Here is a 22,287-nt window from a genome sequence, read left to right as displayed (position 1 = left end):
CCATAGCGCCCTTTCCATTCCCGGACCCATTTTTCGATGACCGTCTTTTTTGACGGGGGTCGAACTATTGCCTGCAATTAAAGATTAGAGCCGAACAACTATGCCTTTTACACTTGGTCAACGCTGGATCAGCGATACAGAAAGCGAACTTGGATTAGGAACCGTCGTTGCCGTTGATGCGCGCATGGTTACCCTCCTCTTCCCTGCTACCGGTGAAAACCGCCTGTACGCTCGCAATGACTCCCCTGTGACCCGCGTAATGTTCAATCCGGGCGACACCGTGACCAGCCACGAAGGCTGGCAGCTAAAGGTTGAAGACGTAAAAGAAGAGAATGGACTGCTCGCCTACATCGGAACGCGTCTTGATACCGACGAGACGAACGTCATCCTGCGTGAAGTGCTGCTCGACAGCAAACTGGTGTTCAGCAAGCCGCAGGACCGCCTGTTTGCCGGGCAAATCGACCGTATGGATCGCTTCTCCCTGCGCTACCGCGCGCGTAAGTTCCAGAGCGAACAGTACCGCATGCCGTGGAGTGGCCTGCGCGGCCAGCGCACCAGCCTGATCCCCCACCAGCTGAATATCGCCCATGACGTGGGCCGTCGTCATGCGCCCCGCGTGCTGCTTGCCGACGAAGTGGGCCTGGGTAAAACCATCGAAGCGGGCATGATCCTGCACCAGCAGCTGCTCTCCGGCGCTGCCGAGCGCGTGCTGATTGTCGTGCCGGAAACCCTCCAGCACCAGTGGCTGGTGGAGATGCTGCGCCGCTTTAACCTGCGCTTCTCCCTGTTCGACGACGAGCGCTATGCCGAAGCGCAGCACGACGCGGACAACCCGTTTGAAACCGAACAGCTGGTAATCTGCTCGCTGGATTTCGTGCGCCGCAGCAAGCAGCGTCTTGAGCATCTGTGCGATGCCGAATGGGACCTGATGGTCGTCGACGAAGCACACCACCTGGTGTGGAGCGAAGATGCCCCAAGCCGCGAATATATGGCGATTGAGCAGCTTGCCGAGCGCGTGCCCGGCGTCCTGCTGCTGACCGCAACGCCGGAGCAGCTCGGTCTGGAGAGTCACTTCGCCCGTCTGCGCCTGCTCGATCCAAACCGTTTCCACGACTTCGCTCAGTTCGTGGAAGAGCAGAACAACTACCGTCCGGTTGCGGATGCCGTCGCGCTGCTGCTGGCGGGTAAACGTCTCTCAAACGATGAACTCAACACCCTGAGCGATCTGATTGGCGAGCAGGATATCGAACCGCTTCTGCAGGCTGCGAACAGCGACAGCGAGAATGCGGGATCCGCGCGTAAAGAGCTGATCGACATGCTGATGGACCGTCACGGCACCAGCCGCGTGCTGTTCCGCAACACCCGTAACGGCGTGAAAGGGTTCCCGAAACGCGAACTGCACACCATCAAGCTCCCGCTGCCGACGCAGTATCAGACGGCGATTAAAGTCTCCGGCATTATGGGCGCGCGCAAAACTCAGGAAGAGCGCGCGCGTGACATGCTCTACCCGGAACAGATTTATCAGGAATTTGAAGGCGATACCGGCACCTGGTGGAACTTCGACCCGCGCGTGGAGTGGCTGATGGGCTACCTGACCGCGCACCGCTCCCAGAAAGTGCTGGTGATCTGCGCCAAAGCCGCCACCGCTCTGCAGCTGGAACAGGTTCTGCGCGAGCGCGAAGGCATTCGTGCCGCCGTGTTCCACGAAGGCATGTCCATCGTCGAGCGCGACCGCGCGGCGGCGTGGTTCAGTGAAGAGGACAGCGGCGCGCAGGTGATGCTGTGCTCCGAAATCGGTTCTGAAGGTCGTAACTTCCAGTTCGCCAGCAATCTGGTGATGTTCGATCTGCCGTTCAACCCGGATCTGCTGGAGCAGCGTATCGGCCGTCTGGATCGTATCGGCCAGGCGCATGATATTCAGATCCACGTGCCGTACCTGGAAAAAACCGCTCAGTCGGTACTGGTGCGCTGGTTCCACGAAGGTCTGGATGCGTTTGAGCATACCTGCCCAACGGGCCGCACCATTTATGACCAGGTACACGGCGATCTGATCGGTTACCTGGCCGCGCCGGAAAATACCGACGGTTTTGACGATCTGATTAAATCCTGCCGCGAGAAATATGAAGCGCTGAAGGCGCAGCTTGAACAGGGGCGCGACCGCCTGCTGGAGATCCACTCCAACGGTGGCGAAAAAGCGCAGGCGCTTGCCGAGAGCATTGAAGAACAAGATGACGACACCAGCCTGATCGGCTTCTCCATGAACCTGTTCGACATTGTCGGGATTAACCAGGACGATCGTGGCGAGAACCTGATCGTGTTAACCCCATCAGACCACATGCTGGTGCCCGATTTCCCAGGCCTGCCGGAAGATGGCTGTACCATCACCTTCGAGCGTGACGTGGCGCTGTCCCGCGAAGATGCTCAGTTCATCACCTGGGAACACCCGCTGATCCGCAACGGGCTGGATCTGATCCTCTCCGGAGATACCGGCAGCAGCACCATCTCCCTGCTGAAAAACAAGGCGCTGCCCGTAGGCACGCTGCTGCTGGAGCTGATCTATGTTGTGGAAGCGCAGGCGCCGAAACAGCTGCAGCTCAACCGCTTCCTGCCGCCAACGCCGGTGCGTTTGCTGCTGGATAAAAACGGTACGAACCTGGCAGGACAGGTGGAGTTCGAAAGCTTCAACCGCCAGCTGAGCGCGGTGAACCGCCATACCGGCAGCAAGCTGGTGAACGCGGTGCAGCAGGACGTGCACGCCATTCTCCAGCAGGGCGAAATCCAGATTGAAAAAGCGGCCCGAGACCTGATTGACGCCGCGCGCAATGAAGCCGACGAGAAACTGTCTGCCGAACTGTCCCGTCTGGAAGCGTTAAAATCGGTCAACCCGAACATCCGCGACGACGAACTGGCGGCAATTGAAAGCAACCGTCAGCAGGTGCTGGAAAGCCTGAATCAGGCAGGCTGGCGTCTGGATGCCCTGCGTCTTATCGTTGTGACGCATCAGTAAACGGAGCGCAAGATGGTGATGGAGCCGTATAATCCGCCGCAGGATCCCTGGCTGGTCATTCTGTATCAGGATGAACACATTATGGTGGTCAACAAGCCCAGCGGGCTGTTGTCCGTGCCGGGCCGTCTGGATGAGCACAAGGACAGCGTGATGACGCGCATTCAGCGCGATTATCCGCAGTCCGAGTCCGTCCATCGCCTGGACATGGCCACCAGCGGCGTGATTGTGGTGGCGCTGAATAAAGCGGCGGAGCGCGAGCTGAAGCGTCAGTTCCGCGAGCGCGAGCCGAAGAAGCAGTATGTTGCCCGCGTCTGGGGCCACCCGGCGCAGGCGGAAGGGCTGGTGGATTTACCGCTGATTTGCGACTGGCCGAACAGGCCAAAGCAGAAGGTGTGTTATGAAACCGGCAAGGCCGCGCAAACCGAATATGAAGTGCTGGATTACGCGCCGGATAACACCGCGCGCGTCCTGCTTAAGCCAATTACCGGACGTTCACACCAGCTGCGCGTGCATATGCTTGCGCTGGGTCACCCGATTCTGGGTGACCGCTTCTACGCCCCGCCAGAGGCCCTGGCGTTAGCGCCACGCCTGCAGCTCCATGCGCAGACGCTCACCATCACCCACCCTACTTTCGGTAACGCGATGACGTTTAAAGCCCCGGTGGACTTCTGAAAAAAAAGCCCGACATTGTCGGGCTTTTTTTTATTTGAAACCTTTCTTCTCTTTAATGAGCTCGTACGCCTTCTGGATTTCCTGCGCTTTTTGCTTCGCCATCTCCATCATTTCCGGCGGTAAACCTTTCGCCACCAGCTTGTCAGGATGATGCTCGCTCATCAGCTTACGGTAGGCACGTTTAATCGTGGTTTGATCGTCCGTGGGCTTCACGCCAAGCACGTTGCAGGCATCTTCCAGCGTCGGGCCACGCTGCGCCTGCTGCCATGCACCGCCGGAAGACTGCTGGTGATAGCCGCCGCCAAACTGGGCACCGCCCTGCATCATGCGCAGGAACTGGTCAAACTGCATACGGGAGATACCCAGCTCTTCCGCAATAACGTACAGGACATCACGTTCATTGGGATGAAGCGAGCCGTCGGCAAACGCCGCCTGGATTTGGATTTCCAGAAACATCCGAATTAAATCAAAACGTCCGAAGCAGATGCTGCGGAACTGGCGCATCTTTTCACGCAGCGGATAGTTATCCGATTTACCGATGCGAAACGCATTCTGCGCCGCCAGGCGGGACTCACCATGCAGGTTCATGCGATCCATAAAAACGCTGGCAATCTGAATATCCGCTTCGGTCACGCGGCCTTTGGATTTGGTTAAGTGCCCCATGACCTCAAAGGTGGTGGAGAAAAAGAGCGACTGGCGCTCGCGCTGATTGGCAAACCAGGCCATTTTGCGGCTGCGTGCTTTATCAAACATATGGCCAATGATAAGCCCAAGCACAATTCCCCAGAACCCGGCACCCATGATGATGGCGAACGCAACGCCGATTATTTTACCCCAATACTGCATATACTCCCCGGATAGTCATATTCCCTGCCGACGCAACGTCATCATCACAGTGTTCAAGCCACGGTCAATTGAAGGACATCGCCTATAATTTGCTTTATCATACTCGTCATTCGATAGCGAGCCTAACACTCTGGCGCGCAAACGGGCAGGATTAACGCTGGTACTGCGCTGATGAGTAAGATAGTCTCTGAGCGTTTGTAAGCCGTAGCCACTGATGACGGAACAATAAAATATAACGTATGAAAAAACGTATCCCCACCCTCCTGGCCACAATGATTGGCTCCGCCCTGTACAGTCAACAGGGGCTGGCGGCCGATCTCGCCTCGCAGTGTATGCTTGGCGTCCCAAGTTATAATCGCCCGCTGGTGGAGGGCGATACAAATAGCTTGCCGGTAACCATTACTGCCGATAGCTCCAAAGGTACTTATCCTGACAATGCCACGTTTACGGGCAATGTGGATATTAACCAGGGCAATAGCCGCCTGCAGGCTGATGAAGTGCAGTTGCACCAGAAGCAGCCGGAAGGCGCGGTCGAGCCGGTACGAACGGTGGATGCGCTGGGTAATGTGCACTATGACGACAATCAGGTCATCCTGAAAGGTCCGAAAGCCTGGTCAAACCTGAATACCAAAGATACTAACGTCTGGGAAGGTGATTACCAGATGGTGGGTCGCCAGGGACGCGGTAAAGCGGACCTGATGAAACAGCGCGGTGAAAACCGCTATACGATTCTGGAGAATGGCTCCTTTACATCATGTCTGCCGGGTTCAAATACCTGGAGCGTGGTCGGGAGCGAAGTTATCCATGACCGTGAAGAGCAGGTCGCAGAGATCTGGAACGCACGCTTTAAGCTGGGTCCGGTGCCGGTATTCTACAGCCCTTATCTCCAGCTTCCCGTAGGTGACAAGCGTCGCTCGGGCTTCCTGATCCCGAATGCCAAATACAGCACCACGAACTACTTTGAGTTCTACCTGCCGTATTACTGGAACATCGCGCCCAACATGGACGCCACGATCACGCCGCACTATATCCACAAGCGCGGCAACATCATGTGGGAGAACGAGTTCCGCTATCTGACTCAGGCCGGTGCTGGCCTGATGGAGCTGGATTATCTGCCGTCGGATAAGGTCTTCCAGGATGAGCACCCTACAGAAGGCGATAAACACCGCTGGCTATTCTACTGGCAGCATGCCGGAGTGATGGATCAGGTGTGGCGCTTTAACGTTGACTATACCAAAGTTAGCGACTCATCTTATTTTAACGACTTTTCGTCTAAATACGGTTCGAGCACGGATGGCTATGCCACGCAGAAGTTCAGCGTAGGCTATGCGGTGCAGAACTTTGATGCAACCGTCTCAACCAAACAGTTCCAGGTATTCTCTGACCAGTCCACGCCTACCTATGGTGCAGAGCCGCAGCTGGACGTTAACTGGTATCAGAATAATGTAGGTCCATTCGACACCCGGGTTTACGCTCAGGCGGTACATTTCGTGAACACGGATTCGGACATGCCGGAAGCTACGCGTGTTCACCTGGAGCCGACGATCAATCTGCCGTGGTCTAACAACTGGGCAAGCCTGAATACCGAAGCCAAGCTGATGGCGACGCACTATCAGCAAAAAAATGTTGATAATTACAACACCACGAACAATGCGCATCTGGAAGAGTCGGTTAACCGAACGCTCCCGCAGTTCAAAATGGACGGGAAGCTGATCTTCGAGCGTGATATGGGCCTGCTGGCGGATGGTTATACCCAGACGCTTGAGCCGCGTATGCAGTATTTGTACGTGCCATATCGCGATCAGAGCAAGATTCAGAACTACGACTCGTCTTTACTGCAGTCTGACTACAGCGGCCTGTTCCGCGATCGTACTTACGGCGGTCTGGACCGTATCGCATCCGCTAACCAGTTAACGACCGGCGTCACAACACGCGTTTATGATGATGCCGCCGTTGAACGTTTTAACGTTTCTGTTGGTCAAATCTACTATTTCACCGAGTCACGTACCGGTGATGACAACATTCAGTGGGAGAAAGACAACAAAACTGGATCGCTGGTATGGGCGGGAGACACGTACTGGCGCATGACTGACCGTTGGGGCCTGCGCGGTGGTGTGCAATATGACACTCGCCTCGATAATATCGCCACAAGCAGTGCCGCTATTGAGTACCGTCGCGATGAAGACCGCATGGTACAGTTGACGTATCGTTATGCCAGCCCGGAATATATTCAGGCAACATTGCCTTCTTATGCAGGCGCAGAACAGTATAAAGACGGCATCTCGCAGGTTGGTGGTGCAGCAAGCTGGCCTATCGCCGACCGCTGGTCAATCGTAGGCGCTTACTACTTTGACACCAACGCGAATAAGCCAGCGGACCAGATGGTAGGTCTGCAATATAACTCCTGCTGTTACGCGCTGCGCGTCGGTTACGAGCGTAAGCTTAACGGCTGGGACACTGTAAACAATCAGAGCAAATACGATAACGTGATTGGCTTTAATGTCGAACTGCGCGGCCTGAGCTCCAACTACGGCCTGGGCACGCATCAGATGCTGCGTTCGAACATTCTGCCGTACAGTAGTTCTTTGTAATGTGCTTGATTTACAACGTAATCCGCTTTGCGGTTAATTGAAATGGAAAAAGTATGAAGAACTGGAAAACGCTGCTGCTTGGTGTCGCTATGGTTGCGAATACCAGCTTCGCGGCCCCCCAGGTTGTTGATAAGGTCGCCGCTGTCGTTAACAACGGCGTCGTGCTCGAAAGTGACGTTGATGGTCTGATGAAATCCGTGAAGCTCAATTCGGGCGAAGCGGGTCAGCAACTTCCGGATGACGCCACGCTGCGCCACCAGATCCTGGAGCGTCTGATCATGGATCAGATTATCCTGCAGATGGGTCAGAAAATGGGCGTGAAGGTGACCGACGAGCAGCTTGATCAGGCTATCGCTAACATTGCAAAGCAGAACAACATGTCGCCGGACCAGATGCGCAGCCGTCTGGCCTATGACGGCATCAGCTACGCTACCTACCGTAACCAGATCCGTAAAGAGATGCTGATTTCAGAAGTGCGTAATAATGAAGTCCGTCGCCGCGTCACCATCCTGCCTCAGGAAGTGGATGCGCTGGCAAAACAGGTGGGCAACCAGAACGATGCGAGCACAGAGCTGAACCTGAGCCACATTCTGATCCCACTGCCAGAGAACCCAACGTCAGATCAGGCTGCTGAAGCAGAAAGTCAGGCACGTTCAATTGTCGACCAGGCGCGTAACGGCGGCGACTTTGGCAAGCTGGCTATCACCTACTCTGCTGACCAACAGGCCCTGAAAGGCGGTCAGATGGGCTGGGGACGTATCCAGGAGCTGCCATCTATCTTTGCTCAGGCGCTGAGCACGGCGAAGAAAGGCGATATCGTCGGTCCAATCCGTTCAGGGGTGGGCTTCCACATTCTGAAAGTGAACGATCTGCGCGGTCAGAGCCAGAATATCTCCGTGACTGAAGTTCACGCCCGCCACATTCTGCTGAAGCCGTCACCGATCATGACTGACGATCAGGCGCGTGCGAAGCTGGAGCAAATTGCCGCAGATATTAAGAGCGGTAAAACGTCGTTTGCCAATGCAGCGAAAGAGTTCTCTCAGGATCCTGGCTCTGCGAACCAGGGCGGCGATCTGGGCTGGGCGGCTGCGGACATTTACGATCCTGCCTTCCGCGATGCGCTGATGAAGCTGAATAAAGGCCAGATCAGTGCCCCGGTTCACTCTTCATTTGGCTGGCATCTGATCGAGCTGATGGACACCCGCAACGTGGACAAAACGGATGCGGCGCAGAAAGACAGAGCCTATCGTATGCTGTTTAACCGTAAGTTCTCCGAAGAAGCGGCAACCTGGATGCAGGAACAGCGCGCCAGTGCTTACGTGAAAGTCCTGAGCAACTAATGAAACAGCATCGTGTTGTTATCACTCCCGGCGAACCTGCCGGGATTGGGCCTGACCTCGTTGTCCAGCTCGCCCAGCGCAGCTGGCCAGTAGAATTGGTTGTCTGCGCGGATGCAACACTGTTACAAGACCGGGCGAATCTGCTCGGTCTGCCCTTAACGCTCATCCCTTACGTTGAAGGCCAACAGCCCGCACCACAGCAGGCCGGTACGCTCACTCTTCTTTCTGTTCCCCTTCGTACACCCGTTGTTCCAGGCCAGCTCAGCACGGAAAATGGCCACTACGTCGTGGAAACCCTTGCCCGCGCCTGCGACGGTTGCCTGAAGGGCGAATTTGCCGCTCTGATCACCGGCCCCGTGCATAAGGGCGTCATCAACGAAGCGGGCATCCCTTTTACCGGGCATACGGAGTTCTTCGAAGAGCGCTCGCACAGCCCGAAAGTGGTGATGATGCTGGCGACGGAAGCGATGCGCGTTGCTCTCGTGACCACCCATTTACCGATCAAGGCCATTCCTGATGCCATCACCCCGGAACTGCTGCGGGAGATCATCGGGATCCTGCATCACGACCTGCAAACGAAGTTCGGCATCAAGCGGCCGCACGTTCTGGTCTGCGGCCTAAATCCGCACGCGGGTGAAGGGGGTCATATGGGCACCGAAGAGATCGACACCATTATTCCGGTGCTTGAAGAAATGCGCGCCAAAGGGATGAATCTCAGCGGGCCGCTGCCTGCGGACACCCTTTTCCAGCCAAAATACCTGGATAATGCCGACGCCGTCCTCGCGATGTACCACGATCAGGGTCTGCCCGTGCTAAAATACCAGGGCTTTGGCCGCGGGGTGAATATCACCCTCGGTTTACCCTTTATTCGAACGTCCGTTGACCACGGCACTGCGCTGGATCTGGCAGGCCAGGGGAAAGCGGATGTCGGCAGTTTTATTACGGCGCTTAATCTCGCCATCAAAATGATTGTTAATACTCAATGACTAATCGAGTCCATCAGGGCCACTTAGCCCGTAAACGCTTCGGGCAAAACTTTCTCAACGATCAATTCGTGATCGACAGCATCGTCTCTGCTATTAATCCGCAGAAGGGTCAGGCTATGGTCGAAATCGGCCCGGGCCTTGCCGCACTGACCGAGCCGGTAGGCGAACGCCTCGACGAGCTGACCGTTATCGAACTGGACCGCGACCTTGCCGCACGCCTGCAAACGCACCCGTTCCTCGGACCAAAGCTGACCATCTATCAGCAGGATGCCATGACCATGAATTTTGGCGAACTGTCGGAAAAAATGGGCCAGCCGCTGCGCGTGTTCGGCAACCTGCCGTATAACATCTCCACGCCGCTAATGTTCCACCTCTTTAGCTATACTGATGCCATTGCCGACATGCACTTCATGTTGCAAAAAGAGGTTGTTAACCGTCTGGTTGCAGGGCCGAACAGTAAAGCGTATGGTCGTTTAAGCGTGATGGCACAATATTACTGCAACGTGATCCCGGTACTCGAAGTACCGCCATCAGCGTTCACGCCGCCACCGAAAGTAGATTCTGCGGTTGTGCGCCTTGTGCCGCACAAAACGAAACCGTATCCGGTTAAAGATCTGCGTGTACTCAGCCGCATCACCACGGAAGCCTTTAACCAGCGCCGTAAAACGATCCGTAACAGTCTGAGCAATTCGTTTACCGTTGAGGTGTTAGCAGAGCTGGGGATCGACCCGGCAATGCGTGCGGAAAACATTTCCGTAGAGCAGTACTGCAAGCTGGCTAATTACATCAGCGAAAATGCGCCGCCGAAGGAGAGTTAAGCCATGATTGATTCGCCCCGCGTATGTGTCCATGTACAAAGCGTCTATGTTGAATCGCAATCCTCGCCGGATGAAGAGCGTTTTGTCTTTGCTTACACCGTGACCATTCGCAATCTGGGGCGGATGCCCGTGCAGCTGCGCGGGCGCTACTGGCTTATCACCAACGGCAATGGCCGCGAAATTGAAGTTCAGGGTGAAGGAGTGGTCGGTGAACAGCCCCACATCGCCCCTGGCGAAGAGTATCAGTACACCAGCGGCGCGGTAATTGAAACGCCGCTGGGTACCATGCAAGGCCATTATGAAATGGTCGACGTCGATGGCAATGTGTTCCGCGTTGCTATTCCTGTGTTCCGTCTCGCCGTAACCACACTCATTCATTAATCTAATGTCTACATATCTGATTGGCGACGTTCACGGTTGCTACGATGAACTGATCGCATTGTTAAAACAGGTCGACTTTACGCCAGGACAGGACACGCTCTGGCTGACGGGCGATTTAGTCGCGCGTGGTCCGGGCTCGCTTGAGGTTTTACGTTTCGTCAAATCTCTGGGCGACAGCGTGCGCATGGTGCTGGGCAATCACGATCTTCACCTGTTGGCCGTATTTGCCGGGATCAGCCGCAACAAACCTAAAGATCGCCTCTCTCCCCTGCTGGATGCGCCAGACGCGGACGACCTGATTAACTGGCTGCGCCGCCAGCCTTTACTGCAGGTCGATGAGGAGAAAAAGCTGGTCATGGCTCATGCCGGGATCACCCCGCAATGGGATCTTGAGACGGCTAAAACCTGCGCGCGTGACGTTGAGGCGGTGCTGGCGAGCGACTCGTACCCCTTCTTCCTTGATGCCATGTACGGCGATATGCCGAATCACTGGAGCGAGGATCTCAGCGGTCTGGCCCGCCTGCGCTTTATTACCAACGCTTTTACGCGCATGCGTTTCTGCTTCCCGAACGGGCAGCTGGACATGTATTCCAAAGAGACGCCGGAAAGCGCGCCTGCCCCGCTCAAACCGTGGTTTGCCATTCCTGGACCCGTGACAAGCGAGTACAACGTCGTCTTTGGCCACTGGGCTGCGCTGGAAGGAAAAGGCACGCCGGACGGGATCTACGGTCTGGATACCGGATGCTGCTGGGGCGGAGAGTTGACCTGCTTACGCTGGGAAGATAAAACTTACTTTGTTCAGCCGTCCAACCGACAGCTGGACTTAGGGGGAAGTGAGGCCGTTGCCTCCTGAATCATTCCCTCTCCCGGGCGGGAGAGGGACATCACTTAACGACGTTCCAGAATCTCGAAGCAGTAGCTGTGGGAGTTCTGTGCATCCGCGTCGTGGAACTCGCTGAATACCGATTCCCACTCGTCCGGATCGTAATCCGGGAAATGGGTGTCCCCTTCCACTTCCGCATCAATGTGGGTCAGATACAGCTTCTGCGCCTTAGGCAGGAACTGCTCATACACGCGGCCGCCGCCGATCACCATGATCTCTTCGGCGTCACCGCAGGCGGCAATCGCTTCATCAACGGACTTAACCCATTCGACGCGATCGTCAGTGCCCGGCTGGCTACTGATAACGATATTCTTACGGCCCGGCAATGGACGACCAATCGACTCCCAGGTCAGGCGGCCCATCACTACCGGCTTGTTTAACGTAGTACGTTTAAACCATGCGAGATCGGCAGGCAGGTTCCACGGCATGGCATTTTCCATACCGATAACGCGGTCCACCGCCAGCGCTGCAATCAGACTGATCATTGAAAATTTCCCGGATGCAAAAAATTGCCGCCACTATACGGAAAGCTTAATCTTTCGTCGACTGGCGGCAGAGTAAAGATACAGAAATTTTTTATTATTGCTGGCAACTCCACTTCACGCGGAAGGTTTACTCTCGGGCTCGTCAGCTGGATCGCCGGTATGTTTGCCCTCTTCCGTGCCCTGCCAGCCATGGCGCTGGATCAGCGACAGGTGGTTACGGTCCTCGTTAATGATTTCCGTCAGCATGGCGCTGGTGCGTTTAAACACCGCCGCACGCTCCGTGGCCGTACTGCCGGCCATCGCCGCCATCTCTTCCACCATCCCGGTGTTAAAGCGGCGGAACAGGTCCGCACGTTCGCGCGCTTCATACGCGCCGAGCCCCAGATTCTCCAGCGCCATGCGGCCAGACTTCAGCGCGCCTTCGAACGTTTCACGCTCCGGCGCCTCTACGCCCGCCTGACGCAGCCGGATGTAATGATCCACATCGCGCGCGCGGGAGATAATGGTCAGCCCTGGAAAATGCTCTTTTACCAGCTCCACCATCTGCATGCTGGTCTCAGGATCGTCAATGGCGTTAATCAATACCTCAGCTTTTGCCGCCCCGGCGGATTCCAGCAGATCGACGCGAGTCGCATCGCCGTAAAACACCTTCATATCAAATTTACGCAGGGTATCGACATGGTCAGGATCGTGATCGAGAATCACCATTTTCACCCCGCTTGACAGCAGTAAACGCCCGACGATCTGCCCGTAGCGACCAAATCCGGCGATGATGACGCGCGGCTGCTCCTCATCGATCTCGTCGGCTTCGCGCTCCTGCTCGCTGCCTGATTTTTCCAGACGCGTCAGCACCACCAGTAGAACAGGCGTTGCCGCCATCGACAGCGCGACCGCCAGCGTCAGCGCTTTCGCCCACTCGGGATCGAGCACGTTTGCCATCTGCGCGGCACCAAAGACCACGAATGCAAATTCGCTCCCCTGACCCAGCAGTACGGCAAACCAGCGGCGCTGCTTGTTCGGCACCTTCAATGGACGCGCAATCAGCCACAGCATCACCATTTTAATCACCAGGAAACCGACGAGCAGGATGACGATCCGCAGCGGGTGCGTGACCAGCGTGCCGAAGTCGACGGACATCCCCACGCCGATGAAAAACAGCCCCAGCAGCAGCCCTTTGAACGGCTCGATATCGCTTTCCAGCGCGTGGCGATATTCAGAGCTCGCCAGCAGAACGCCTGCAAGGAACGCCCCCATCGCCATCGACAGCCCGGCTTCCTCCAGCAGCAAACCAAAGCCAAACACCAGGAACAGCGCCACGGCGCTGAACACTTCGCGCAGGCCTGAACGGGCAACAAACCGCAGTAACGGGCGGGTCACGTAGCGGCCAAGCAGGACCACCAGCGCCAGCGCCCCCACGACTTTTAATGCCGACAGCGCAAACGCCCCCAGCGTCGTGGATGAGCCGCTTGCCGCCAGCAACGGGATCATCGCCACCAGCGGAATAGCGGCGATATCCTGGAACAGCAGCACCGAGAACGCGCTGCGTCCCATCTGCGAGACCGTCAGATTTCGCTCGTTCATCGCCTGCATGGCGATGGCCGTCGAGGAGAGCGCAAGCGTCATGCCGATAAGCTCCGCCACTTTCCAGTTCATGCCCAACAGGATGCAGAACCCACCGATCAGCAGGCCGCAGGCCACCATCTGCAGCGCGCCTCCGCCAAATACCGAGGCGCGAAGTTTCCATAACCTCTGCGGATCCAGCTCCAGACCAATCACAAACAGCATCAGCACGACGCCAATTTCAGCGAAATGGAGGATCGCCTCCGCATCCGTTACCAGTCGAAAGCCCCAGGGCCCAATGACGCAGCCCGCAATCAGGTAGCCGAGAACCGACCCCAGCCCCAGACGTACCGCCACCGGCACAATCAGCGCCGCCGCGCCGAGATAAATCAGCGCCTGTATCAGCGTATGGCTATCCATGATGCGTCTCCTGCCACTCGAGTAAGCGTTGTTTATAATGGCGAGCCTGCGCCTGCAGCGTTTCATCGTCGCAAACAAAGGTGCAATGCATCGCAAAAGGCGGGAGCCAGTTCAGCCCGCAGTAAAGCGCCGTAGCCTGCAGCGGCTGCGCCAGGACGTCAAACCCCGGGAAGGAACCGATATCAAAGTGACTTTCTCCTCCGCCCGTAGTGACCGCCCACATCAGACTTTTGCCTTTTAGCGCATGGCCGTTGTGGCCATACGCCCAGCCGTGAGAGAAGACCTTATCGATCCACAGTTTCAGGAGCGGGGGCGTACTGTACCACTGCATAGGATGTTGCCAGATAATCAGATCGGCACGGGTGAGCGCCTCCTGTTCGGCGGCGATATCGATATTAAAATCGGGATAGAGTTGATAGAGGGAACGTATCTCTACGTTATCCAGCGTCCTTACCTGCTCAAGCATCCGCTTATTCGCATGCGAGTGCTGCGGATAGGGATGGGCATAAATTATAAGAATCATTGATTAGCCTGTTGTTACTGCCTTCTTTTAACAAAAGAGTGTAGTCAGTAATTCAACAGGCTAATAGTGAATATTATTGACGGGCTTACGTCAGAATTCTGAATTAGTTATCCAGCTCGCCCATGGATTTCACCTGGTCGCGATTAATCTGTTCAGTTTGACCGGTTTCGGCGTTTTTGTACGACACCAGGCCGGTATCGTCATCCACCTGCGGTTTCCCGTCGGTGACAATCGTTTTGCCATCGGTGGTTTTTACGGCCTGATTGGACGAACAGCCCGCGACGGTAAACATTGCGGTGGCAGCCAGAACGGAAGCGATCAGTAATTTATTTTGCATGGTGTTTTCCCCTGCTCTCAGTTGAATTTTCGTTATCGACCTAACTATTTTAGGCTAACTGACTGAAAGCGGATGAAAAACCAGAAGGTTCTTAAGATGGGAAAATTGCCCGGTAACCGAACGGTACCGGGCAATGGGGGTTACTTGCTAATCTGCGCGTGCATTTCCTGCACCGAAATCACCTTCTCGGTAGCATCCGCATTCAGCGCCATCGCTGTTGCGAAACCGCCGTTCAGGGTGGTGTCGTAGTGCACTTTGTATTGCAGCGCGCTGCGGCGAATCAGCTTGGAGTCTTCAATCGCCTGGCGTCCTGCGGTGGTGTTGATGATGTAGGTATATTCGCCATTCTTGATACGATCCTGAATGTGCGGACGACCTTCATGCACCTTGTTCACCAGACGCGGGTTAATACCGGCTTCACCCAGCACAATCGCCGTACCGTGGGTTGCGTCCAGCTCAAAGCCTTGTTTCAGCAGCTTGGCGGCCAGGTCAACCACGCGCTCTTTATCGCCTTCGCGAACGGAGAGCAGCGCACGGCCCGATTTTCTCATGGTAGAGCTGCTGCCCAGCTGCGCCTTGGCAAACGCTTCTGCGAAGGTGCGGCCCACGCCCATTACTTCCCCGGTCGAGCGCATCTCTGGCCCTAACAGCGGGTCAACGCCCGGGAATTTGTTGAACGGCAGCACCACCTCTTTCACCGAGTAATACGGCGGGATGATCTCTTTTGTCACGCCCTGGTGAGCCAGCGTCTGGCCAGCCATCACGCGCGCCGCCACTTTCGCCAGCGGAATACCGGTCGCTTTAGAGACGAACGGGACGGTACGCGCCGCACGCGGGTTGACTTCAATCAGATAAACTTCGTTGTCTTTCACCGCGAACTGAACGTTCATCAGGCCACGAACCTGCAGCTCAAAGGCCAGCTTCTGCACCTGCTGGCGCATCACGTCCTGAATTTCCTGGCTCAGCGTGTAGGCTGGCAGAGAACAGGCGGAGTCGCCGGAGTGCACGCCCGCCTGCTCGATGTGCTCCATGATGCCGCCAATCAGCACCATTTCGCCGTCGCAGATGGCGTCAACGTCCACCTCAACCGCGTCGTCGAGGAAGCGGTCAAGCAGTACTGGCGCATCGTTGGAAACGCTCACCGCCGTCTGGAAGTAGCGGCGCAGGTCGGCTTCGTCGTAGACGATTTCCATCGCGCGGCCGCCCAGCACGTAGGAAGGGCGCACCACCAGCGGGTAGCCAATCTCCTTCGCCTTCTCAACGGCCATTTCAATGGCGGTCACCGTGGCGTTCGCCGGCTGCTTCAGCTTCAGACGGTCAACCGCCTGCTGGAAACGCTCACGGTCTTCCGCGCGGTCAATCGCGTCCGGGCTGGTACCGATAACCGGTACGCCTGCCGCTTCCAGCGCGCGCGCCAGCTTCAGCGGGGTCTGACCGCCGTACTGCACGATAACGCCTTTTGGCTTCTCGATGCGCACGATTTCCAGCACGTCTTCCAGGGTAACCGGCTCGAAGTAGAGGCGATCGGAGGTGTCGTAGTCGGTAGAAACGGTTTCCGGGTTACAGTTGACCATGATGGTCTCGTACCCGTCTTCGCGCAGCGCCAGCGAGGCGTGCACGCAGCAGTAGTCGAACTCAATGCCCTGGCCGATACGGTTTGGACCGCCGCCCAGCACCATAATCTTGTCGCGGTCGACGGACGGATTCGCTTCGCACTCGTCTTCATAGGTGGAGTACATGTACGCGGTATCGGTCGAGAACTCGGCCGCGCAGGTGTCCACGCGCTTGTATACCGGGTGCAGGTCATACTGGTCGCGCAGCTTGCGGATTTCCGCTTCGCGCACGCCCGCCAGCTTAGCCAGACGCGCATCGGCGAAGCCTTTACGCTTCAGCATGCGCAGGAAATCTGCGTCCAGGCCGTTGATGCCCAGCTCCGCCACTTTCTCTTCCAGACGCACCAGCTCTTCAATCTGCACCAGGAACCAGCGGTCGATGTTGGTCAGGTTAAATACGCCGTCGACGGACAGGCCCGCGCGGAAGGCATCGGCGATGTACCAGATACGCTCTGCGCCCGCGTCTTTCAGCTCGCGGCGGATTTTGGTCAGCGCTTCCGGGTCGTCCAGGCTCACTTTCGGGTCAAAGCCGGTGGCGCCCACTTCCAGACCGCGCAGCGCTTTTTGCAGGGATTCCTGCTGCGTGCGGCCAATCGCCATCACTTCACCCACAGATTTCATCTGGGTCGTCAGACGGTCGTTCGCGCCCGCGAATTTCTCGAAGTTAAAGCGAGGAATTTTAGTCACAACGTAGTCGATGGACGGCTCGAAGGACGCAGGCGTGCGGCCACCGGTGATGTCGTTCATCAGCTCGTCGAGGGTGTAACCCACTGCCAGCTTCGCCGCCACTTTCGCAATCGGGAAGCCGGTGGCTTTGGAGGCCAGCGCGGAGGAGCGGGACACGCGCGGGTTCATTTCGATAACAATCAGACGGCCGGTTTTCGGGTTCACCGAGAACTGCACGTTAGAACCGCCGGTTTCCACGCCGATTTCACGCAGTACCGCCATCGAGGCGTTACGCATGATTTGATACTCTTTGTCGGTCAGCGTCTGGGCTGGCGCAACGGTGATGGAGTCGCCGGTGTGTATACCCATCGCATCGAAGTTTTCGATGGAGCAGACGATGATGCAGTTGTCGTTTTTATCACGCACCACTTCCATCTCGTACTCTTTCCAGCCAATCAGCGATTCATCAATCAGCAGCTCTTTGGTTGGGGATAGATCCAGACCGCGCTCGCAAATCTCTTCGAACTCTTCGCGGTTGTAGGCGATACCGCCACCGGTGCCGCCCATGGTGAACGATGGACGGATGATGCACGGATAGCCCACTTCTGCCGCAACGGCCAGCGCCTCTTCCATGTTATGCGCAATACCGGAGCGCGCGGTGTCGAGGCCGATTTTCTTCATCGCCACGTCGAAGCGGCGACGGTCTTCTGCTTTATCAATCGCGTCGGCGGTGGCACCAATCATGGTGACGCCAAATTCAGCCAGCACGCCCTGACGCTCCAGCTCCAGCGCACAGTTCAGCGCCGTCTGGCCGCCCATGGTTGGCAGCACCGCGTCCGGGCGCTCTTTTTCGATGATTTTACGCACCACTTCCCAGTGAATCGGCTCGATGTAGGTGGCATCCGCCATTTCCGGGTCGGTCATGATGGTCGCCGGGTTAGAGTTCACCAGGATAACGCGGTAACCCTCTTCGCGCAGCGCTTTACACGCCTGCGCGCCGGAGTAGTCGAATTCGCAGGCCTGGCCGATGACGATCGGGCCAGCGCCAAGGATCAGGATGCTTTTTATGTCTGTACGTTTTGGCATGGTCTTCTCGGCTCCTGATTATTTAGCGGTCTTACGGTATTGCTCGATAAGTTCGATGAAGTGATCGAACAGCGGCGCGGCGTCGTGCGGGCCCGGGCTGGCTTCCGGGTGGCCCTGGAAGCTGAACGCTGGCTTATCGGTACGGTGGATACCCTGCAGGGTGCCATCGAACAGTGATTTGTGCGTCACGCGCAGGTTAGCCGGCATTGAGGCTTCATCGACGGCGAAACCGTGGTTCTGCGCGGTAATCATCACCGTATTGTTATCAATGTCTTTCACCGGGTGGTTACCACCGTGGTGGCCGAACTTCATCTTGACGGTGTTCGCACCGCTCGCCAGCGCCAGCAGCTGATGGCCGAGGCAGATGCCGAATACCGGGATGTCGGTTTCCAGGAAGGACTTGATGGCGTCGATAGCGTAATCGCACGGTGCCGGGTCGCCTGGGCCGTTAGAGAGGAAGATGCCGTCCGGGTTCATCTTCAGTACGTCTTCAGCGGAGGTTTTCGCCGGTACCACCGTCAGGCGGCAGCCACGGTCAACCAGCATGCGCAGGATGTTGCGCTTGGCACCAAAATCATAGGCCACCACGTGGAACGGCAGTTCGCTCTCTTTTTTCGCTTCCGGCAGGTCGCCTTCCAGCGTCCAGCTCCCCTGCGTCCAGCTGTAGGCTTCGGCGGTAGTCACTTCTTTCGCGAGGTCCATACCGTTCAGGCCCGGGAAGGCTTTCGCTTTTTCCAGCGCCAGGGCCGCATCGAGGTTATCCCCTGCGATGATGCAGCCGTTCTGTGCGCCCTTCTCGCGCAGCAGACGCGTCAGCTTACGGGTATCGATATCGGCAATCGCCACGATGTTATGGCGCTTCAGATAAGAAGAGAGGTCTTCAGTGTTGCGGAAGTTGCTGGCAATTAGCGGCAGGTCGCGAATGACCAGGCCTTGCGCATGTACCTGAGAGGATTCTTCGTCAGCCGCATTGGTGCCGACATTGCCGATATGAGGATAAGTAAGAGTAACGATTTGGCGAGAATAGGAAGGATCAGTGAGGATTTCTTGATAACCGGTCATTGAAGTATTGAAAACGACTTCCCCAACCGCCGAACCCGTTGCCCCTATGGCCCGACCGATAAACTGGGTTCCGTCTTCCAGAACCAATAGCGCTGACTTAATCAAAACACCCTCCAGAGAATATTCACTCACTTTATTTGCATATTAATTCATGACTATGTCATAGATCAATGCAAATGTGTTGCCAGCGGATTTTTGGCAAACGGCGGCATTCTGGAGATTTGGTGGGTAAAAGTCAACTTAAAACGGATATTTTGTTTATTCTTTTGCGGGACTGGCGGCTTGAATGGGATTTAATGGGCAAAAAGATCAGGTAAATAATCCTGGAAAACGCTTGCGCGGTAGGTTTTATGGAATTTAAGAGATGCGAGCGACAAAAAGTGGACCAAATGGTCAAAATTTACATTCAATTCACATAATAATGGCATAAAACTCAGATTTATGACCATTAACAATCAAAATCCATCTAAAACAAATAAAATAAGAGGGCAATAAATTATTGCCCTATGCAATCAATACATTACGACTGCAATAACCACATCACGATGGGTAATAAAGCTTACAAATTGTTGAGATCCAGCACATCTCGCATATCAAAAAGACCCTTTTCTTTCGATTTCAGCCACAATGCGGAGCGTACTGCGCCATTGGCGAACGTCATGCGGCTTGACGCTTTGTGCGTAATCTCAACACGTTCGCCAATATCGGCGAACATCGCCGTGTGTTCGCCGACGATATCGCCCGCCCGGACGGTTGCGAAACCAATGGTGCCCGGCACGCGTTCTCCGGTATGCCCTTCACGGGAATAGACCGCGATGTCTTTTAAATCTTTATCCATTGCATAAGCAATCGCTTCGCCCATCGCCAGCGCCGTGCCTGATGGAGCATCAACTTTATGGCGGTGGTGCGCTTCAATAATCTCAATGTCGGTGTAGTCGCCCATCACCTTCGCCGCTTTTTCCAGCAGCTTCAGCATGACGTTAACGCCTACGCTAAAGTTCGCGGCAAAGACAATCGCAATGTCGGTGGCTGCATCCTGAATGGCCTGTTTACCCGCATCATCGAAGCCGGTAGTGCCAATCACCATCCCTTTACCGTGCTGGCGGCAAAACGCCAGGTGAGACAGGGTGCCTTCGGGACGGGTAAAGTCGATGAACACGTCAAAGTCATCTTTCACCGCATCAAGGCAGCTCTGAACGGTAACACCTGTCTTGCCCGCGCCGGCCAGTTCACCCGCATCGGATCCCAGCAGGGATGAACCTTCACGCTCCAGCGCCGCGCCGAGTGCCACGCCATCCATTTGTATTGCCGCCTGAATCAGCTGGCGACCCATACGTCCACCCGCGCCCGCAATGGCGACACGGATCTGTGCATCATGCATAGTTATTCTCTTACGTTAAAATGATGTAAACCGTTTTCAGATTAACCAGCCTTCGTAAAGGCTGCCAACTGAAAACACCAATAATTAGAATTTAACGTGAAACCGACTCAGATATCAGTAAAAGACATGATTTTGTCGTCACGATAAAGTCCGGGGCAAAAAAAAGGCCAGCACAGGAGGTGCTGGCCTTTCATCAGAAAAGAAATTATTCAACTTCGCGGGCGTCGATACGCAGCTCTTTCGGCACTTCGAAGACGATATTCTCTTCGCGTCCTTCCAGCGGAACCGCTTCGCCCCCGCCCAGCTCCTGCAGACGAGCAATCACGTTCTGCACCAGGATATCCGGCGCGGAAGCGCCTGCGGTAACGCCAACGCAGGCCGCATTTTTCACCCACGCTTCCTGGATGTCCGTCGCGTCGTCGATTAAAAACGCCGCTTTCCCCATACGCTGCGCCAGTTCGGCCAGACGGTTGGAGTTAGAGGAGTTTTTAGAGCCGACAACCAGCACCACGTCCGCCTGTTCAGCCAGCGCGCGCACCGCTTCCTGACGGTTAGTGGTGGCGTAGCAGATATCATCCTTACGCGGCCCGACGATTTTCGGGAAGCGCTGGCGCAGGGCGTCAATCACGTCTGAGGTGTCGTCTACGGAGAGCGTGGTCTGGGTCATAAACGACAGACGCGCTTCGTTTTTCACGTTCAGCGTCAGGACATCTTCCGGCGACTCCACCAGGTACATTCCCCCTTCCGGGTTGCTGTACTGGCCCATGGTGCCTTCAACTTCCGGGTGACCGGCGTGGCCAATCAGAATCGACTCTTCACCACGGCGGCTGGCGCGCGCCACTTCCATATGCACTTTTGTCACTAATGGGCAGGTGGCATCGAATACGGTCAGATCGCGGCTTTTCGCTTCGTTACGGACCGCCTGAGAGACGCCGTGCGCGGAGAAGATCAGGATCGCACCGTCCGGCACTTCGCTGATCTGCTCGATGAAAATAGCACCGCGCTCGCGCAGGCTGTCGACCACGTAGCGGTTATGCACCACTTCGTGACGCACGTAAATCGGCGCGCCGTAAATCTCCAGCGCGTTTTCAACAATGCTGATAGCGCGGTCTACACCGGCGCAGAAGCCGCGCGGGTTAGCCAACAGGATCTGCATTTCAGGCCTCCAGTGCCGGATCGATCTCCAGCACTTCAACATCAAAATGAACGGTACGCCCGGCAAGCGGATGGTTGAAGTCAACGGTGATAGAGTCGCCGTTAATCTCGCGGATCACGCCAGGCATTTCGCTGCCGTCCATAGCGGTAAAGAGCATAATCGCCCCGATTTCCGGTTCGCCCGCGTCCATAAACTCGCGGCGCGAGAAATACTGAATCAGGTCCGGGCTTGGCACGCCAAACGCGGCATCCGGCTCCAGCGAGAACGCTTTTTTCTCACCCTCTTTCAGGCCCAGGAGCTGCTGCTCAAGACCTTCAGACAGGGAGGTATCGCCGAGACGAAACAGGGCAGGTTTGCCGTTATTGCGGGTGGATTCAGCCGTGGAGCCGTCATCCAGCTTCAGCGTGAAGTGAACGAGAACCGCGCTGTTGCTCTGTACGGATTTAGACATACACATTGCTCTTTAATGTTGTG

At 56.2% G+C, this 22,287-nt stretch carries 18 protein-coding genes; 8 read left to right on the top strand and 10 right to left on the bottom strand.

Annotated features, from left to right (window positions below):
• Positions 1 to 100 precede the first annotated feature (100 nt).
• On the top strand, positions 101 to 3,007 hold the full coding sequence (gene rapA / locus ACTJI7_RS13965) for an RNA polymerase-associated protein RapA (protein WP_440670626.1): 2,907 nt from the start codon (positions 101 to 103) through the stop codon (positions 3,005 to 3,007).
• 12 nt (positions 3,008 to 3,019) lie between these two features.
• On the top strand, positions 3,020 to 3,679 hold the full coding sequence (gene rluA / locus ACTJI7_RS13960) for a bifunctional tRNA pseudouridine(32) synthase/23S rRNA pseudouridine(746) synthase RluA (RefSeq protein WP_063154826.1): 660 nt from the start codon (positions 3,020 to 3,022) through the stop codon (positions 3,677 to 3,679).
• A 30-nt stretch (positions 3,680 to 3,709) separates the two neighbouring features.
• Here the strand turns inward: rluA and djlA are convergent, their stop codons facing one another.
• Positions 3,710 to 4,525 carry a co-chaperone DjlA gene (djlA, locus tag ACTJI7_RS13955; RefSeq protein WP_028015483.1) on the bottom strand — a complete coding sequence of 272 codons (816 nt, stop codon included), beginning with the start codon at positions 4,523 to 4,525 and terminating at the stop codon, positions 3,710 to 3,712.
• A 239-nt stretch (positions 4,526 to 4,764) separates the two neighbouring features.
• On the opposite strand from djlA, the gene lptD reads away from it, so the two are divergent.
• From lptD to apaH, 6 genes are read left to right on the top strand one after another with little or no spacing between them, the layout of a single operon-like run.
• Positions 4,765 to 7,116 (top strand): LPS assembly protein LptD, encoded by a 2,352-nt coding sequence (gene lptD, locus ACTJI7_RS13950; RefSeq protein WP_048999034.1) that lies wholly within the window; start codon positions 4,765 to 4,767, stop codon positions 7,114 to 7,116.
• 53 nt (positions 7,117 to 7,169) lie between these two features.
• Positions 7,170 to 8,456: a peptidylprolyl isomerase SurA gene (gene surA / locus ACTJI7_RS13945; RefSeq protein ID WP_028015481.1), complete on the top strand. Its 1,287-nt coding sequence runs from the start codon at positions 7,170 to 7,172 to the stop codon at positions 8,454 to 8,456.
• On the top strand, positions 8,456 to 9,442 hold the full coding sequence (pdxA, locus tag ACTJI7_RS13940) for a 4-hydroxythreonine-4-phosphate dehydrogenase PdxA (protein ID WP_063154827.1): 987 nt from the start codon (positions 8,456 to 8,458) through the stop codon (positions 9,440 to 9,442). The genes surA and pdxA overlap by 1 nt, the downstream gene beginning before the upstream one ends.
• The gene (gene rsmA / locus ACTJI7_RS13935) at positions 9,439 to 10,260 is read left to right on the top strand and encodes a 16S rRNA (adenine(1518)-N(6)/adenine(1519)-N(6))-dimethyltransferase RsmA (RefSeq protein ID WP_028015479.1); all 822 of its coding nucleotides are present in this window, start codon (positions 9,439 to 9,441) and stop codon (positions 10,258 to 10,260) included. Before pdxA ends, rsmA begins: the two co-directional genes overlap by 4 nt.
• Before the next feature lie 3 nt (positions 10,261 to 10,263).
• Entirely contained in the window at positions 10,264 to 10,641 is a 378-nt protein-coding gene (gene apaG / locus ACTJI7_RS13930; protein WP_014882505.1) for a Co2+/Mg2+ efflux protein ApaG, read from the top strand.
• 4 nt (positions 10,642 to 10,645) lie between these two features.
• On the top strand, positions 10,646 to 11,494 hold the full coding sequence (apaH, locus tag ACTJI7_RS13925) for a bis(5'-nucleosyl)-tetraphosphatase (symmetrical) ApaH (RefSeq protein WP_047367308.1): 849 nt from the start codon (positions 10,646 to 10,648) through the stop codon (positions 11,492 to 11,494).
• A 35-nt stretch (positions 11,495 to 11,529) separates the two neighbouring features.
• Here the strand turns inward: apaH and folA are convergent, their stop codons facing one another.
• The 9 genes from folA to fkpB form a co-directional block, all read right to left on the bottom strand.
• Positions 11,530 to 12,009, bottom strand: coding sequence for a type 3 dihydrofolate reductase (folA, locus tag ACTJI7_RS13920; RefSeq protein WP_006173915.1), 480 nt, complete (start codon positions 12,007 to 12,009; stop codon positions 11,530 to 11,532).
• Between the two features lie 114 nt (positions 12,010 to 12,123).
• A complete protein-coding gene (gene kefC / locus ACTJI7_RS13915) occupies positions 12,124 to 13,989 on the bottom strand; it encodes a glutathione-regulated potassium-efflux system protein KefC (protein ID WP_192978874.1) in 1,866 nt (621 codons plus the stop codon).
• Complete coding sequence (gene kefF, locus ACTJI7_RS13910) at positions 13,982 to 14,512, bottom strand: glutathione-regulated potassium-efflux system oxidoreductase KefF (protein WP_136486655.1); 531 nt, start codon at positions 14,510 to 14,512, stop codon at positions 13,982 to 13,984. Before kefF ends, kefC begins: the two co-directional genes overlap by 8 nt.
• A 103-nt stretch (positions 14,513 to 14,615) precedes the next feature.
• Positions 14,616 to 14,849 carry a YgdI/YgdR family lipoprotein gene (locus ACTJI7_RS13905; protein ID WP_003856439.1) on the bottom strand — a complete coding sequence of 78 codons (234 nt, stop codon included), beginning with the start codon at positions 14,847 to 14,849 and terminating at the stop codon, positions 14,616 to 14,618.
• A 140-nt stretch (positions 14,850 to 14,989) separates the two neighbouring features.
• Positions 14,990 to 18,214 carry a carbamoyl-phosphate synthase large subunit gene (gene carB / locus ACTJI7_RS13900; protein ID WP_192978882.1) on the bottom strand — a complete coding sequence of 1,075 codons (3,225 nt, stop codon included), beginning with the start codon at positions 18,212 to 18,214 and terminating at the stop codon, positions 14,990 to 14,992.
• An 18-nt stretch (positions 18,215 to 18,232) separates the two neighbouring features.
• Positions 18,233 to 19,381: a glutamine-hydrolyzing carbamoyl-phosphate synthase small subunit gene (gene carA / locus ACTJI7_RS13895; RefSeq protein ID WP_063154830.1), complete on the bottom strand. Its 1,149-nt coding sequence runs from the start codon at positions 19,379 to 19,381 to the stop codon at positions 18,233 to 18,235.
• Positions 19,382 to 19,835: 454 nt separating this feature from the next.
• Positions 19,836 to 20,657, bottom strand: coding sequence for a 4-hydroxy-tetrahydrodipicolinate reductase (dapB, locus tag ACTJI7_RS13890; protein WP_063154831.1), 822 nt, complete (start codon positions 20,655 to 20,657; stop codon positions 19,836 to 19,838).
• Between the two features lie 205 nt (positions 20,658 to 20,862).
• On the bottom strand, positions 20,863 to 21,813 hold the full coding sequence (gene ispH / locus ACTJI7_RS13885; RefSeq protein ID WP_028015471.1) for a 4-hydroxy-3-methylbut-2-enyl diphosphate reductase: 951 nt from the start codon (positions 21,811 to 21,813) through the stop codon (positions 20,863 to 20,865).
• A gap of 1 nt (position 21,814) precedes the next feature.
• On the bottom strand, positions 21,815 to 22,264 hold the full coding sequence (fkpB, locus tag ACTJI7_RS13880) for an FKBP-type peptidyl-prolyl cis-trans isomerase (protein WP_003856450.1): 450 nt from the start codon (positions 22,262 to 22,264) through the stop codon (positions 21,815 to 21,817).
• Positions 22,265 to 22,287: the final 23 nt, after the last annotated feature.

The sequence above is a fragment of the Enterobacter sp. 22499 genome, from assembly GCF_052044815.1.
In the GTDB taxonomy this organism is placed as follows: domain Bacteria; phylum Pseudomonadota; class Gammaproteobacteria; order Enterobacterales; family Enterobacteriaceae; genus Enterobacter; species Enterobacter bugandensis.
The sequence above is the reverse complement of the archived record's forward strand: the minus strand, read 5'-3'. Positions and strand labels throughout refer to the sequence as shown.